Raw genomic sequence first — 14,536 nt, forward strand, 5'->3', positions numbered from 1 at the left:
GAGGGGTGTACTTCTTCCAGGATGCGGCAGCCAGCCTACTAGCTCACGCGTTCGATTATCGAGCTCGTCCAGCCGGGTCCACCCGAACGAGTGAGGACGATGCGCGGAGTCTTGACGCGCGGACCGAAAAGCCCCTGCTCGGCGGGGGGCAACGGCGGTAGCGTCACCTGGTCAACGAGCGAAGCCCCCTCGGGGCAACGCGCCGTCTCCCACCGAAGGCCGAATCGATGACCGACCCGCAGACCGACCCGCGCACCGGGCCGCAGACCGACCCCGCCCCCTCCCTCCCCGCCGTCGCCGCCCGGCGCCTGGCCGAGGTCGAGGAGAGCACCCGCCTGCTGCTGCGGACCGTCGCCGGGATCGGGGCGGAGGCCGCCGCCGGGCCCTCCGCGCTGCCCGGCTGGACCCGCGGCCACGTGCTCGCCCACCTCGCCCGCAACGCCGACTCGCTGGTCAACCTGCTGGACGGCGCCCGCACCGGCACCGACATCCCGCAGTACCCGAGCCAGGAGGCCCGTGACCGGGACATCGAGGAGGGCGCGCCCCGCCCGGTGGACGAGCAGCTCGCCGACCTGCGCGCCTCCCACGCCCGCTTCGTAGCGGCGGCCGCCCTGCTGCCGGACGGGGCCTGGGCCACGGAGGTCAAGCACCGCAGCGGCGCCGTCTTCCCGGCCGCGGAGATCCCCTGGCGGCGGCTGGCGGAGGTCGAGTACCACCACGTCGACCTGGACGCCGGCTACACCCCCGCGCACTGGCCGGAGGAGTTCGCCGCCACCGAGTTCCGGCAGCTCGCCGAGAAGCTGGCCGGACCGGCCGGCGCCGGGCTGCCCGCCGTCGAGCTGCTGGCCGAGGACCCCGCCGAACGCGCCGTGATCGGCGCCGGCACCCCCGCCCTGACCGTCGAGGGCCCCGTCCGCGCCCTGCTCGCCTGGCTCTCCGGCCGGTCCGACGGCGCCGCCCTGCGCCGCATCCCCGGCACCGACCTGCCGGTCCTCCCCCCGTTGGGCTGAGCCCCCTCGCAGGCGCGAGGATGGCCCTGACCCTGTAGCCCGACAAGGAGCGGACGTATGACGTACCACGGAGCGGTCAAGGTCGGCGGGCCGCCGGACGTGCGCGAGCTGGCGCACCTGATCATCACCAAGGTGGCGGTCGGCCCCCACAACAACAACGCCTACCTGCTGCGCTGCCGGGACACCGACGAGCAGTTGCTGATCGACGCGGCGGCCGACGCGCCGGTGCTGCTGGAGACGGTCGGCGAGCGGCTGGCCACCGTGGTCACCACCCACCGCCACCACGACCACTGGGGGGCGCTGGCCGAGGTGGTCGCCGCCACCGGCGCGCGCACCGCGGCGGGCGAGCACGACGCCGAGGGCATCGACGTCCCCACCGCGCTGCCGCTCGCGGACGGCGACACCCTCGCGGTGGGCCGCTGCGAGCTGACCGTCCGGCACCTGGTCGGCCACACCCCCGGCGCGATCGTGCTGGTCTACGACGACCCGGTGGGCCACCAGCACGTGTTCACCGGCGACTGCCTCTTCCCCGGCGGCATCGGCAACACCTGGGGCGACCGGGACGCCTTCGCGAGCCTGTTCCGGGACGTCACCGGGAAGATCTTCGACGTGCTGCCGGACGAGGCCTGGGTCTACCCCGGCCACGGCGACGACACCACCCTCGGCACCGAGCGCCCGCACCTCGCGGAGTGGCGCGAGCGCGGCTGGTAGCCGCCGACAGCCGGAACGGGCGGGCCCGCGACCGAGGTGATCGGTCGCGGGCCCGCCCGTTCGACGGAGGGGGTGCGTCAGGCGTCCAGCTTCTCCGGCTCGCCCTGCCCGCCCTGCTCCGCCTGCTCGGCCAGGGCGGCCTTCTTGGAGGCCATCAGGCTGGTCGCGGTGGTGATGGCGAGCACCACCACGATGAAGCCCAGCGAGAACGGGATGCCGATCTCCGGCACGTGCACACCCTGCTCGTGCAGCGCGTGCAGCACCAGCTTCACCCCGATGAAGCCCAGGATGACCGACAGGCCGTACGACAGGTGGACCAGCTTCTTCAGCAGACCGCCGATGAGGAAGTACAGCTGGCGCAGGCCCATCAGGGCGAAGGCGTTGGCGGTGAAGACGATGTACGGGTCCTGGGTCAGGCCGAAGATCGCCGGGATCGAGTCCAGCGCGAACAGGACGTCGGTGGTGCCGATCGCGATCATGACGATCAGCATCGGGGTCATCAGCCGGCGGCCGTTCTCCCGAACGAAGAGCTTGGTGCCGTGGTACTTGTCGGTCGACGGGAAGCGCTGCTCGATCGACTTGAGCAGGCGGTTCTCCTCGAACTCCTCTTCCTCCTCGTCGGCCCGCGCCTCCTTGATCAGCTTCCAGGCCGTCCAGATCAGGAAGCCGCCGAAGATGAAGAAGACCCAGGAGAACTGGGCGACCAGCGCGGCACCGCCGGCGATGAAGACCGCACGCAGCACCAGGGCGATGATCACACCGAACATCAGCACGCGCTGCTGGTAGATCCGCGGCACCGCGAACTTGCCCATGATCAGGATGAAGACGAACAGGTTGTCGACACTGAGCGACTTCTCGGTGATGTAGCCGGCGAAGAACTCACCGGCCGGCGTCGCGCCGGAGTGCCACCAGAGGAAACCGCCGAAGATCACCGCCAGCACGACCCAGACCGTGGTCCAGATGCCGGCTTCCTTGATCGAGACCTCGTGCGGCTTGCGCCCGCCGATGAAGAAATCGGCCACGACCAGTGCCAACAGCACCACGATCGTGCCGACCCACAAACTTACGGAAACGTCCACTACTGCTCCTCCGGCAGGTAGGCGAGACAGTCATCGTCACTGCCGGAGGTCTCTTCCGCCCGTCGGACGCGCGACTGCGCGACCGCGGACCAGCGCCCCGGGGTGCCGTGACAGGCACCCGTGATGACGGGGACGACTGCGAGGGAATACTCCCCTCCGCTGCAAGAAGGGTAACAGCACTCCCAAGGAAAGGTAAAGAAGGTAAAGAACCGTCAGAGGAACGGCTCGATGGCGGGCAGCAGGTCCTGGAAGGAGCGGCCCTTCGCCGGGGCGCCGATCGCCTGCATCTCCCAGCCCCCGGCACCGTCCCGGAACACCTTCGCCATGATCTGCCCGGTGTGCGGACCGCCGCCGGTCAGGTCGTAGCGGGCCAGCTCCAGCCCGGTCGACTCGTCCACCAGCCGGCAGTGCGCGTTCTGCACCTCGGCGAAGGTCTGCCCGGTGTAGGAGCTGACCGTGAACACCACCTGGGTGATGTGCGGCGGCACGTGCGCCAGGTCCACCAGGATCGCCTCGTCGTCCTCCCCCGCCCCGGAGCCGCCGACCAGGTTGTCCCCGGTGTGCCGGACCGAACCGTCGGAACTCTCCAGGTGCTGGAAGAAGACCACGTCGGACGGAGTGTGCTCGGCGTACAGCAGTGCCGAGGCGTCCAGGTCGATCTGCCGCGTCCGGCTGCCGAACAGGCCCCGCCGGGGCGCCGCCCGCCAGCCCAGGCCCATCCGGACCACGGTCAGCGTCTCCCCCGGGCCTGTCTGCAGACTGACCCGCTGCCCCTTGGCCAGGTTCACCGACACGGCGGTTGTCCTCTCTGCCCAGCCGCACGGGATCCCCGCGCCGGCTCCACGGTGGAACACCCCGTTGCCGTCCCCCGGCTGAGGCCCCCTCTTTACCGGCCGCCCGACAAGGACGGCACCGCGGACCAGCCTAGGCCCTGCGGTCCAACGCCTTTCCCGCCGTGTACCCCCTCGCCGGGGCGGCGACGCACCGGCGGGCGCGGCCGGGCAGAGAACCGGCCACGCCCGCCGGGCGGGCGTCAGGCGATGCCGGCCTCGCGCATCTGGCGCAGCTCCCGCTTCAGCTCCTTGACCTCGTCGCGCAGCCGGGCCGCCACCTCGAACTGGAGGTCGGTCGCGGCGGCGTGCATCCGCTCGGTCATCGACTGGATCAGCTCGGCCAGCTCCGCGGCCGGCATCGACTTCGCCGGCTTGCGGTCGGCGCCCAGGGCCGGCACCGGCGCCTTGCCCTTGGCCCCCTTGCCGCCGCCCGGCGCGCGGTAGCCGGTGGAGAGCAGCTCGTCGGTGTCCACGTCCTCGCGGGCGAGGGTGTCCAGGATGTCGCCGATCTTCTTGCGCAGCGGCTGCGGGTCGATCCCGTGCTTCTTGTTGTACGCCTGCTGGACCTCCCGGCGGCGGTTGGTCTCGTCGATGGCCTTCTCCATCGCCGGGGTGATCCGGTCCGCGTACATGTGGACCTGGCCGGAGACGTTGCGGGCCGCGCGGCCGATGGTCTGGATCAGCGAGGTGCCGGAGCGCAGGAAGCCCTCCTTGTCCGCGTCCAGGATCGCCACCAGCGACACCTCGGGCAGGTCCAGGCCCTCGCGGAGCAGGTTGATGCCCACCAGCACGTCGTACTCGCCGGCCCGCAGCTCGCGCAGCAGCTCGACCCGGCGCAGCGTGTCGATGTCGCTGTGCAGGTACCGGACCCGGATGTCCAGGCCGAGCATGTAGTCGGTGAGGTCCTCGGACATCTTCTTGGTGAGCGTGGTGACCAGGACCCGCTCGTCCCGCTCCACCCGCTTGCGGACCTCGTGCACCAGGTCGTCGATCTGGCCCTCGGTCGGCTTGACGATCACCTCGGGGTCGATCAGACCGGTCGGGCGGATGATCTGCTCGACCTGGCCGTCGCCCCGGGAGAGCTCGAACTTCCCCGGGGTCGCCGACAGGTAGACGGTCTGGCCGATCCGCTCCAGGAACTCCTCCCACTTCAGCGGGCGGTTGTCCATCGCCGAGGGCAGCCGGAAGCCGTGCTCGACCAGGGTCCGCTTGCGCGAGGCGTCGCCCTCGTACATGGCGCCGATCTGCGGCACGGTGACGTGCGACTCGTCGATGACCAGGAGGAAGTCCTCCGGGAAGTAGTCCAGCAGGGTGTTCGGCGGGGAGCCGGGCTCGCGGCCGTCGAAGTGCATCGAGTAGTTCTCGACCCCGGAGCAGGTGCCGATCTGGCGCAGCATCTCGATGTCGTAGGTGGTGCGCATGCGCAGCCGCTGGGCCTCCAGCAGCTTGCCCTGCTTCTCCATCCTGGCGAGGGTCTGCTCCAGCTCCTTCTCGATGTCGGTGACCGCGCGCTCCATCCGCTCCGGACCGGCCACGTAGTGCGAGGCCGGGAAGACGTACACGGAGTCGTCCTGGCTGATGATCTCGCCGGTGAGCGGGTGCAGGGTGTAGAGCGCCTCGATCTCGTCGCCGAACATCTCGATCCGGACGGCCAGCTCCTCGTACACCGGGAAGATCTCGATGGTGTCGCCGCGGACCCGGAAGGTGCCGCGGGTGAAGGCCAGGTCGTTGCGGGTGTACTGGATGTCGACGAAACGGCGCAGCAGCACGTCCCGGTCGATCTCCTCGCCGACCTTCAGCCGCACCATCCGGTCCACGTACTCCTGCGGGGTGCCGAGGCCGTAGATGCAGGACACGGACGCGACCACGATCACGTCCCGGCGGGTGAGCAGCGAGTTGGTCGCCGAGTGGCGCAGCCGCTCGACCTCCTCGTTGATCGAGGAGTCCTTCTCGATGTAGGTGTCCGTCTGCGGGACGTACGCCTCGGGCTGGTAGTAGTCGTAGTACGAGACGAAGTACTCGACCGCGTTGTTGGGCAGCAGTTCGCGGAACTCGTTCGCCAGCTGCGCCGCCAGCGTCTTGTTCGGCGCCATCACCAGGGTGGGCCGCTGCAGCTTCTCGATCATCCAGGCCGTGGTGGCCGACTTGCCGGTACCGGTGGCACCGAGCAGGACGACGTCCTTCTCCCCGCCGCGGATCCGCCGCTCCAGCTCGGCGATCGCCGCCGGCTGGTCACCGTTGGGCTGGTAGGGACTGACGACCTCGAAGGGCGCCACTGACCGCTCAATACTCGTGATGGGTCGCACGCCACCACCGTACGACCCACCACCGACAAGCGCGGACTACTTGGCGCTGTCCCGGGCGAGGGCGACGAGGCGGGAGACGGCGCGGAGGTACTTCTTGCGGTAGCCGCCGCGGAGCATCTCCTCGGGGAAGACCTGGTCGAAGGGGAGGCCGGAGGCGGTGATGGGGAGTTCGCGGTCGTACATGCGGTCGGCGAGGACGACCAGGCGCAGGGCGGTGGACTGGTCCTCGACCTGGCGGACGCCGCGCAGGCAGACGGCGGTCACGTCGTCCAGGAGCGCGCCGTAGCGGCTGGGGTGGACGGCGGGGAGGTGGGCGAGCAGGGTGTCGAAGTCGTCGAGGGAGGCGCCGGGGGTGCGGGCGGCGACGGCGTCGACCTCGGCGTCGCCGTAGGGCGGCGGGGCGTCGGGCAGGCCGCGGTGGCGGTAGTCCTGGCCGTCGATCCGCATCGGGCGGAAGTGCGCCGACAGGCCCTGGATCTCGCGCAGGAAGTCGGCGGCGGCGAACCGGCCCTCGCCGAGCTTCTCCGGCAGGGTGTTGGAGGTGGCGCACAGTTTGACGCCGTTCTCGACCAGGCGGCCGAGCAGGGTGGAGACCAGGACGGTGTCGCCCGGGTCGTCCAGCTCGAACTCGTCGATGCACAGCAGGCGGTGGTCGGACAGGGTCCGCACGGCCTGCTGGAAGCCGAGCGCGCCGACCAGGTTGGTCAGCTCGACGAAGGTGCCGAAGGCCTTGGGGCCGGGGACGGCGTGCCAGAGCGAGGCGAGCAGGTGGGTCTTGCCGACGCCGTAGCCGCCGTCGAGGTAGATGCCGGCCGGGCCGACGGGGGCCGGGGCGCTGCGGCGGAACCAGCCGCGCTTGGGCGCGGCGCCGTTCCCGCCGTTGAGCGCACCCGCGAACTGCTCCAGGACCTGCACGGCCTCGTACTGGCTGGGCTGGCCCGGGTCCGGGATGTACGTCCCGAAGCTCACGTCGGAGAAGCGCGGCGGCGGCACCATCTCGGCGACCAGGCGCTCGGCGGGCACGACCGGACGGCGGTCGGTGAGGGCGATCGGCGAACCGGTGCTGCCGGCTATCGGCTCGGTCACGGTGTCGGGGCGGGAGGCTGCGGGCACGGTGGTCAAGGGTACGCCCGCCCGGCGCGGACTCCGACCCCGGCCGCTGCGAGACTGGGGACATGCAGCAGCTGATCGCTCCGCCGGGCGCGGTGTTCGAGGATCCGGAGTCGTCGGAGGCGCTCGCCGCCGTGTACGCGTACCCCGGGCAGGTGAATCACGGCCGCCCGTGGCTGCGCGCCAACATGGTGGCCGGCCTGGACGGCGGGGCCCGGCTGGACGGGCTCTCGGAGGGCCTGTCGAGCCCGGCCGACAAGCGGATCTTCGGGGTGCTGCGGGCGCTGTCGGACGTGGTGCTGGTGGGCGCCGAGACGGTGCGCGCCGAGGGGTACGGCCCGGCCGCGGCGCCGGCCGGGTCCGCCGCGGCGCGCCGGGCGGCCGGGCAGGCGCCGGCCCCGGTGATCGCGGTCGTCAGCCGCTCGCTGGGCCTGGACCTCGCGGCGCCGCTGTTCACCGAACCGCTGGTGCGCACGGTGGTGGTCACCACCGAGGACGCGCCGGCGCGCAGCCTGGCCGCGGTGGCCGAGGTGGCCGACGTGATCGCGGTCGGACGGGGTTCGGTGGACCTGCCGGCGGCGGTCGCGGCGCTGGCGGAGCGGGGCCTGCCGCGGATGCTGACCGAGGGCGGCCCGCGGCTGCTGGGGCAGCTGGCCGCCGCGGACCTGCTGGACGAGCTGTGCCTGTCGCTGGCCCCGCTGATCACCGGCGGCGACGCGCCGCGCATCATCCACGATGCGGAAATGCCTGACGTGCGGCGGATGCGACTGGTCTCATTGATCGAGCAGAAAGGATTCCTCTTCACCCGTTACCTGCGTCCGCCGACCCCATGACCTCCGCACCGTGATCCCGCTCTCTTCCGGGACTTCCTCCGCGTGGCCCGTGTGCCGGGTGAGCAGCGTGCGGAAAGCTTCCGCCGGGCAGTATGGGATGCGAAGCCGGGGCCCGGGGGCCGGTGTCTGGAAGGGACTCACGTGTTCAAGACGGTACTGATGATCGAAAAGGCGCTCTCCGACGCCGACGTGGAGCTCGTCACCACGCTGCACAGCGAGGAGAAGGTGTCCTTCGTCGTCCTGATGCAGCCGCGCGGCAAGCAGGACGAACTGCTGCGGGCGCTGGACGACGTGGCCCTCGGCCACCTCGACAAGGTGGTGCGCGAGCACGACGAGTCCGAGAGCGGGCCCACGGTCGCCACCGAGTCGCTGGAGCACAGCCTGCGCCACCTGCGCCGGGCCGGCGCCGAGGCGGTCGGCGAACTGGTCGAGGAGAAGCCGCTGGACCGGCTGCGCGCCGTGGTGGAGGAGCACCGCGCCGACGAGGTGGTGGTGCTCACGTCCCCGCACTTCGTGGAGGAGTTCTTCCACCGCGACTGGGCCTCCCAGGCCCGCCACAAGGTGGGCGTCCCGGTGCTGCGGCTGTTCGCCAGCGACTCCTGACCCCGGCCCTCCCCGCGTCGGGCGGGGCGGGGTCCGGGCGCCGTCGTGGTGCAGAATCGTCCTTGCGGTCCGGCGCGCCCCGGCCGCGAGGACGAAACGACCGTCGTCCGCACCTCCCCCGTCCCCGCCCCGTACGGAGCCCCGCCTTGAACGACGCCGCGCACGACCTGCACGCCCCGCACTTCATCGGCATCGGCGGCGCCGGCATGTCCGGCCTGGCGAAGATCCTCGCGGTGCGCGGGGCCAGCGTCTCCGGCAGCGACTCCAAGGAGTCCGAGACCGTCCTCGCGCTGCGCGCCCTCGGCGCCGCCGTCCACATCGGCCACGCCGCCGAGCACGTGCCGGACGGCGCGAGCAGCATCGTGGTCTCCAGCGCCATCCGCGCCGACAACCCGGAGCTGGCCGCGGCCCGCGAGCGCGGCATCCCGGTGGTGCACCGCTCCGACGCGCTCGCCGCGCTGATGGGCGGCCGCCGGGCGCTGGCGGTGGCCGGCACCCACGGCAAGACCACCACCACCAGCATGCTCGCCGTCGCCCTCGGCGAACTGGGCCTGGACCCGTCCTACGCGATCGGCGGCGACCTCGACGCCCCCGGTTCCAACGCCCACCACGGCACCGGCGAGATCTTCGTCGCCGAGGCCGACGAGAGCGACCGCAGCTTCCACAAGTACGCGCCCGAGGTGGCGATCGTGCTCAACGTGGAGCTGGACCACCACGCCAACTACGCCTCGATCGACGAGATCCACGAGTCCTTCGAGACCTTCGTCGCCCGGATCACCCCCGGCGGCACCCTGGTGGTCTCCGCCGACCACGACGGCGCCCGCGAGCTGACCGCCCGGGTGGCCGGCCGCGAGGACCTGAACGTGGTCACCGTCGGCGCCGCCGAGGACGCCGACCTGCGGGTGCTGTCGGTCGTCGCGCGCGGCATGACCAGCGAGGTCACCGTGCTGCTGGACGGCGAGGAGCTGGGCTTCACCGTCTCGGTGCCCGGCCGGCACTACGCCCACAACGCGGTCGCCGCGCTGGCCGCCGGTGTCGCACTGGGTGTCCCGGCCGCGGACCTGGCGAAGGCCCTCGGCGCCTACACCGGCGTGCGCCGCCGGCTCCAGCTCAAGGGCGAGGCGGGCGGCGTCCAGGTGATCGACTCCTACGCCCACCACCCGACCGAGATGACCGCCGACCTGGAGGCGATCCGGGAGGCCACCGAGGGCCGGGTGCTGGTGGTCTTCCAGCCGCACCTGTTCAGCCGCACCCAGCAGCTCGCCGAGGAGATGGGCGCCGCGCTGGCGCTCGCCGACGCCTCCGTGGTGCTGGACATCTACCCGGCCCGCGAGGACCCGATCCCCGGTGTCACCAGCGAGCTGATCCTCGACGCCGCCCGCCGGGCCGGTGCCGAGGTCACCGCCGAGCACGACTTCGCCGCCGCCCCGGCCCTGCTGGCCGGCCTGGCCCGCCCCGGCGACCTGCTGCTCACCATGGGTGCCGGGGACGTCACCAACCTGGGACCGGAAATCCTGGAGCACCTCGCGAACGTTTCCACCAACGTCTGAGTCCCCCGACCTGGAGCCGTCATGAGCTACGAGATCGAGAAGACCGACGCCGAGTGGCGTGAGCAGCTGTCCCCGGAGGAGTACCACGTCCTCCGGGAGGCCGGCACCGAGCGCCCGTTCACCGGCGAGTACACCGACACCAAGACCGTCGGCGTCTACGGCTGCCGGGCCTGCGGGGCCGAGCTGTTCAGCTCCGAGACCAAGTTCGACAGCCACTGCGGCTGGCCGTCCTTCTTCGACCCCCGGAACTCCGACGCGGTGGAGCTACTCGAGGACAGCAGCCTCGGCATGCGACGGGTCGAGGTGCGCTGCGCCCGTTGCGGCGGCCACCTTGGACACGTGTTCGAAGGCGAGGGATACGGAACCCCCACCGACCTCCGTTATTGCATCAACAGTGTCTCGCTGACCCTGAAGCCCGATGAAGGCTGACGGACCAGCGCTACTGCTTGACTTCCTCCCCGCCTCGCGGCAGGGGTTCGGGCGCGTGCTTCCTCCGACGGGGCGCGCGCCCGATGGTTGGCGCTTCACGGACCGGGCACTCCCGAGGTCTCCACGCCCTGGCACCGCATGCCCTGCGGCGATGAGGATGTTCTTGGCGGCATTCACATCCGCGTGATCACAATGCCCACAGGCAGTGCACCGGAAGTCGGCTTGGCTCTCGCGCGACTTCGCGTCCCGGTATTTGCAGGCGTTGCACGTCTGGGAGGTGTATGCCGGGTGCACCAGCACGATCCGGGTGCCGGTGCAACGAGCCCGACTACGGAGCGCCAGTTCGAACAGACCCCAGCCCTTCGCAAGGATCGAACGGTTGAGCCCCGCCTTCTGCTGGACGTTCCGGCCAGGTTCGTCGACCGTACCGGCTGCACTGGCGGTCATCGACTTGATCCGCAGATCCTCCAGAACGACCACCGCGTGTTGGTCCGCGATCCGGTTCGCCGTCCAGGCACAGAAGTCTGCCCGCCGGTTGCGGGCACGAGCCGCCAACGATCCGATCGCCGCCACCGTCCGCCGACGACGTCCGCTCCCGGCCGTCTGTCGCGCCAGTTTCTGCTGAAGTCGGCGCATCCGTGCCGACTCGCCCGGGGAGACGAAGGGCCGGTCGTAGAAATGACCGGCCGAAGTGGTCAGCGCCACCTTCACGCCCCTGTCGATTCCGACCACGCTTCCGGGAAGCGCATGGCATGCCGGGGTCCGCTGCTCGTCTTCTATCAGAAAGGAGACGAACCAGTGTCCGCCTCTGCGCGAAACCGTCGCCGATCGGATGCGACCACCCGGCGCTCGCGACCAACGGAACCGGACCCACCCGAGCTTGGGAAGACGCACCCGACCCCATCTGCGACTGGTTCTCTCCACCGCAATCTGCTTCGCATCCGGAAAGCGGAACGAGGGCGACCAGCGCGCCTTGGAACGCCATCGAACGTTGAAAGTCCCTCGCTCCCGACAGGCCCGATCGAGATCACGTAGCGCCTGCTGCAGAATGCGAGAAGGCGCCTCCGCGAGCCATGGAAACTCCCGCTTCGCCACGGCCAACTCCGCGGCCTGCGGCTCATAGTTCATCCAGGCACCGCGCCGACGGTATTCCCTGCGCTGCTCCAAGGCGATATTCCAAACCGCCCGACAGATGTCACCGAATGTCTCGCACAGCTCGACCTGACTGTATGTCGGATCAAGCCGGTACTGCCATCCGGACAACACTGCGCCTCCTCCGCTCCGACCACGAACGTACGCCACCGAGACGGCCCGGGCAGTGACTATTTGAACAAACCACAGAATTGACCACAAATTTTATGGATGCAACCTCACGTGATCGAAATTTTAAACCTTTCCTTCGGCACTATCCGGTGACCGGGGTGAAGCGGACCGGGAGGCGGACCAGGGCGCGGTGGAAGGGGCCCGGGCGCCAGCGCAGGGTGTCGGCGGGCTCGGCGAGTTCGAGGTCGCCGATCCGGCTGGTCAGCTGCTCGACGGCGGTGATCGCGATCAGCAGGGCCGGGTCGCGGGCCGGGCAGGCGTGCGGGCCGGCCGCCCAGGCCAGGTGCGCCGACTCGCCGCTGCGCAGCCCGGCCGTGTCGGGGCTGTCGGCCGGCGGGGCTGCCTCGGAGTTGGCGGCGGCGTAGGAGACCAGGACGAGCGAGCCGGCCGGGATCGCCCGGCCGTGCAGGACGGTGTCGCAGCGCGGGTAGTGGGCGGAGAGGTTGGCCAGCGGCGGCTCGTGCCAGAGCACCTCGTCGATCGCCTGGTGCGCGGTCATCGCGCCGCCGAACAGCGAGCCGGCGTAGCGGGCGTCGGTGAGCAGCCGGCGCAGGGCGTTGCCGATGAGGTTGGTGGTCGGCTCGTTCCCGGCGATCATGGTCAGGGTGATCTGCCGGACCACCTCGTCGTTGTCGAGCCCCGCCGGGTGGGTGAGGAACCAGGAGGTCAGGTCGTGCCGGGGGCGTTCGCGGCGCTCGGCGACCATCGCGGTGACCACGGCGACGAGGTCCGCGTACGCGGTCACCGCCTGCCGGGTGGACTCGATCATGCCGACGATGCCGGCCACCAGCCGTTCCCGGTGCTCGTCGGGCACGCCGAACCAGGTGGTGACCACGTGGACGGGCAGCCGGCGGGCGTAGTCGGCGATGAGGTCGGCGGAGCCGGTGGCCCCGAAGGTGCCGATCAGCCGGTGGGCGACCTCGGCGACCCGGCGTTGCAGCAGGTGCGGCTCCAGCAGCGCGAGGCCGTCGGTGATCACCTGCCGGTACCGGGCGTGCGTATCGCCGTCGCTGAACAGCGCGGTCGGCCGGTAGCCGAGCACCGGGAGCAGCGGGGAGTCCGGGGGGACGGTCTGCTGCCAGGCCCGGGAGTCCTTGGAGTAGGTGTCGGTGTCGCGCAGCAGGTCCAGCGCGGCCTGGTAGTCGGTGACCAGCAGGGCCTCGACGCCGGGCGCGATCTCCACCGGGGCGACCGGGCCCTGCCGGCGCAGCCGCTCGTAGACGGTCTGCGGGTCGGCGGCGAAGGCCGGGCCGTGCAGGGCGGTCGGGGGTTGCGCGGCGGAGGGCTGGGCAGTGGGCGGCTGGGCGGTGGGGGTGGTCATGACTGCTCCGGGGCGGAGGGCGGCAGGCCGTGCAGGACGTGTTCGGTGAGCGCGATCAGGGCGTCCAGGCTGGAGCCGCGCTCGCGGGCGTCGCAGAGCACCAGCGGGGTGGCCGGGTGCAGGTCGAGGTGGGCGCGGAGCACCTCGGGCGGGTGCGCCGGCGATTCGGGGAAGCGGTTGACCGCGACCGCGTACGGCAGGCCCTGCTCCTCGACCATGTCCATGATCTCGAAGGAGTCGGCGAGCCGGCGGGTGTCCGCCAGGACCAGGGCACCGAGGGCGCCGCGCGCGATGTCCTGCCAGAGCGGGAAGAACCGCCGCTGGCCGGGGGTGCCGAACATGTACAGCACCACCTCGCCGGGCAGGGTGAGCCGCCCGAAGTCGACCGCGACCGTGGTGGTGGACTTGCCGGGGAGGCCCGCCAGGTCGTCGACGGGCGCGCCGGTCTCGGTCATCGCCTCCTCGGTGTGCAGGGTGGGGATCTCCGAGAGGGTGCGGATGAAGGTCGTCTTGCCGACGCCGAAGGGGCCGGCGACCACGAGCTTCATCAGCGTCTGTTCGGGGTCGGGCAGGTAGCCCACCCGGTCCGGGCGCCCCGGACCGGGCGGCCTACCGGAGAGTGCGGAGTCCAACGAGGAGCCTCTCGACGAGGGAGCGGTCGGTCTGCTGGGCGCGGGGGATCGGCGCGCGGGCGTGCAGGCAGCCCGCCTCGACCAGGTCCGCCGCGAGGAAGACGGTCGCGCTGACCGGGAGCCGCAGGTGCGCGGCGGCCTCCACGACGGTGAGCGCGCCGGGCCGCAGCAGTTCCCAGAGCCGCCGGTGCTCGGCCTCCAGCTCGGTGAGCGCCTCCGGCTGCTCGGCGCCGGTCGCGAACAGCACGGTCAGCCGTTCGAATCCGTCGGCGCCGGCGCGGGCCCGGCCGCCGGTGGCCAGGTAGGCGGGCACCATCCGCCTGCGGGGGACGGCGGTCATGACCGCGGGGCGTCCTGCCGCCTGGCCGGGCTGGCCAGGGCGCGGCCGAGGGCGGCCACCTGGACCTGCATCTGGTAGGCGACGTTGCCGAGTTGGGCCTCGGGCGTGGTGAACACCGCGAGCGAGGTGTTCTCCCCGGCCGGGACGACGACGGCGAAGCCCAGCTCGGACTCGACCACGGTCTGCGCCAGCCGGGGCTGCTCGGTGTCGGTGAAGGCGGTGGTGAACGCGCGGGCGGCCGCGTGGACGGTGGCGGTCATCGCGGCGACCCGCTCGGCGGAGGCGCGGCCGAGGCCGGCCGAGGCGGCCTCGACCAGGCCGTCACCGGTGGCGATCACCGCGTGGACGACGCCCGGCAGCTCCAGGAGCGGGCTCAGCACCCACCCGATGCCTTCGGCGGCGGCCGGGGCGCCGCCGGTGGGCGCGCCCGCGGGTGCGGGGGTGGCGGTGGCGGTG

14 protein-coding genes and 1 pseudogene are annotated in these 14,536 nt (G+C 71.6%); 6 read left to right on the forward strand and 9 right to left on the reverse strand.

What is annotated here, in order from left to right; genetic code table 11:
- Window positions 1-227: 227 nt before the first annotated feature.
- Together BI06_RS15140 and BI06_RS15145 are read left to right on the forward strand one after the other, a co-directional pair.
- Window positions 228-1,010 (forward strand): maleylpyruvate isomerase family mycothiol-dependent enzyme, encoded by a 783-nt coding sequence (locus BI06_RS15140; protein ID WP_082558494.1) that lies wholly within the window; start codon window positions 228-230, stop codon window positions 1,008-1,010.
- A 57-nt stretch (window positions 1,011-1,067) separates the two neighbouring features.
- Entirely contained in the window at window positions 1,068-1,721 is a 654-nt protein-coding gene (locus BI06_RS15145; protein ID WP_030394976.1) for an MBL fold metallo-hydrolase, read from the forward strand.
- A 77-nt stretch (window positions 1,722-1,798) separates the two neighbouring features.
- Here the strand turns inward: BI06_RS15145 and BI06_RS15150 are convergent, their stop codons facing one another.
- The 4 genes from BI06_RS15150 to zapE all read right to left on the reverse strand — a co-directional run bounded on the left by BI06_RS15150 (window position 1,799) and on the right by zapE (window position 7,052).
- Entirely contained in the window at window positions 1,799-2,800 is a 1,002-nt protein-coding gene (locus BI06_RS15150; protein WP_030394977.1) for a TerC family protein, read from the reverse strand.
- A gap of 212 nt (window positions 2,801-3,012) precedes the next feature.
- Entirely contained in the window at window positions 3,013-3,594 is a 582-nt protein-coding gene (locus BI06_RS15155; protein WP_030394978.1) for a TerD family protein, read from the reverse strand.
- Between the two features lie 239 nt (window positions 3,595-3,833).
- Window positions 3,834-5,939: an excinuclease ABC subunit UvrB gene (gene uvrB, locus BI06_RS15160; protein ID WP_043468590.1), complete on the reverse strand. Its 2,106-nt coding sequence runs from the start codon at window positions 5,937-5,939 to the stop codon at window positions 3,834-3,836.
- A gap of 36 nt (window positions 5,940-5,975) precedes the next feature.
- Window positions 5,976-7,052 carry a cell division protein ZapE gene (gene zapE / locus BI06_RS15165; RefSeq protein WP_199523295.1) on the reverse strand — a complete coding sequence of 359 codons (1,077 nt, stop codon included), beginning with the start codon at window positions 7,050-7,052 and terminating at the stop codon, window positions 5,976-5,978.
- 62 nt (window positions 7,053-7,114) lie between these two features.
- On the opposite strand from zapE, the gene BI06_RS15170 reads away from it, so the two are divergent.
- The 4 genes from BI06_RS15170 (at window position 7,115) to msrB (ending at window position 10,464) form a co-directional block, all read left to right on the forward strand.
- On the forward strand, window positions 7,115-7,882 hold the full coding sequence (locus BI06_RS15170; protein WP_030394981.1) for a pyrimidine reductase family protein: 768 nt from the start codon (window positions 7,115-7,117) through the stop codon (window positions 7,880-7,882).
- Window positions 7,883-8,023: 141 nt separating this feature from the next.
- Complete coding sequence (locus BI06_RS15175) at window positions 8,024-8,485, forward strand: hypothetical protein (protein ID WP_030394982.1); 462 nt, start codon at window positions 8,024-8,026, stop codon at window positions 8,483-8,485.
- A 167-nt stretch (window positions 8,486-8,652) separates the two neighbouring features.
- Window positions 8,653-10,035: a UDP-N-acetylmuramate--L-alanine ligase gene (murC, locus tag BI06_RS15180; protein WP_043469620.1), complete on the forward strand. Its 1,383-nt coding sequence runs from the start codon at window positions 8,653-8,655 to the stop codon at window positions 10,033-10,035.
- 21 nt (window positions 10,036-10,056) lie between these two features.
- Window positions 10,057-10,464: a peptide-methionine (R)-S-oxide reductase MsrB gene (gene msrB, locus BI06_RS15185; protein ID WP_030394984.1), complete on the forward strand. Its 408-nt coding sequence runs from the start codon at window positions 10,057-10,059 to the stop codon at window positions 10,462-10,464.
- Window positions 10,465-10,629: 165 nt separating this feature from the next.
- On the opposite strand, the pseudogene BI06_RS46325 reads toward msrB, so the two are convergent.
- The 5 genes and pseudogenes from BI06_RS46325 to BI06_RS15205 all read right to left on the reverse strand — a co-directional run.
- Window positions 10,630-11,766 (reverse strand): annotated as a pseudogene (locus BI06_RS46325) (RNA-guided endonuclease InsQ/TnpB family protein); the annotation flags it as partial.
- A 103-nt stretch (window positions 11,767-11,869) separates the two neighbouring features.
- Entirely contained in the window at window positions 11,870-13,108 is a 1,239-nt protein-coding gene (locus BI06_RS15190; RefSeq protein ID WP_043468594.1) for a cytochrome P450, read from the reverse strand.
- Window positions 13,105-13,740, reverse strand: a complete 636-nt coding sequence (locus BI06_RS15195; protein WP_030394986.1) for an ATP/GTP-binding protein — start codon at window positions 13,738-13,740, stop codon at window positions 13,105-13,107. Before BI06_RS15195 ends, BI06_RS15190 begins: the two co-directional genes overlap by 4 nt.
- Window positions 13,718-14,080 carry a DUF742 domain-containing protein gene (locus BI06_RS15200; protein ID WP_030394987.1) on the reverse strand — a complete coding sequence of 121 codons (363 nt, stop codon included), beginning with the start codon at window positions 14,078-14,080 and terminating at the stop codon, window positions 13,718-13,720. Before BI06_RS15200 ends, BI06_RS15195 begins: the two co-directional genes overlap by 23 nt.
- Window positions 14,077-14,469 (reverse strand): roadblock/LC7 domain-containing protein, encoded by a 393-nt coding sequence (locus BI06_RS15205; RefSeq protein WP_030394988.1) that lies wholly within the window; start codon window positions 14,467-14,469, stop codon window positions 14,077-14,079. Before BI06_RS15205 ends, BI06_RS15200 begins: the two co-directional genes overlap by 4 nt.
- Window positions 14,470-14,536 lie beyond the last annotated feature (67 nt).

Source organism: Kitasatospora sp. MBT66 (assembly GCF_000710405.2).
Taxonomy (GTDB): Bacteria; Actinomycetota; Actinomycetes; order Streptomycetales; family Streptomycetaceae; genus Kitasatospora; species Kitasatospora purpeofusca.

Bases quoted from the DNA above. Each gene is read 5' to 3' on its own strand.
- BI06_RS15140 (WP_082558494.1), top strand. From the start codon at position 228: ATGACCGACCCGCAGACCGACCCGCGCACCGGGCCGCAGACCGACCCC.
- BI06_RS15170 (WP_030394981.1), top strand. From the start codon at position 7,115: ATGCAGCAGCTGATCGCTCCGCCGGGCGCGGTGTTCGAGGATCCGGAG.
- BI06_RS15145 (WP_030394976.1), top strand. From the start codon at position 1,068: ATGACGTACCACGGAGCGGTCAAGGTCGGCGGGCCGCCGGACGTGCGC.
- msrB (WP_030394984.1), top strand. From the start codon at position 10,057: ATGAGCTACGAGATCGAGAAGACCGACGCCGAGTGGCGTGAGCAGCTG.
- BI06_RS15190 (WP_043468594.1), bottom strand. From the start codon at position 13,108: ATGACCACCCCCACCGCCCAGCCGCCCACTGCCCAGCCCTCCGCCGCG.
- BI06_RS15200 (WP_030394987.1), bottom strand. From the start codon at position 14,080: ATGACCGCCGTCCCCCGCAGGCGGATGGTGCCCGCCTACCTGGCCACC.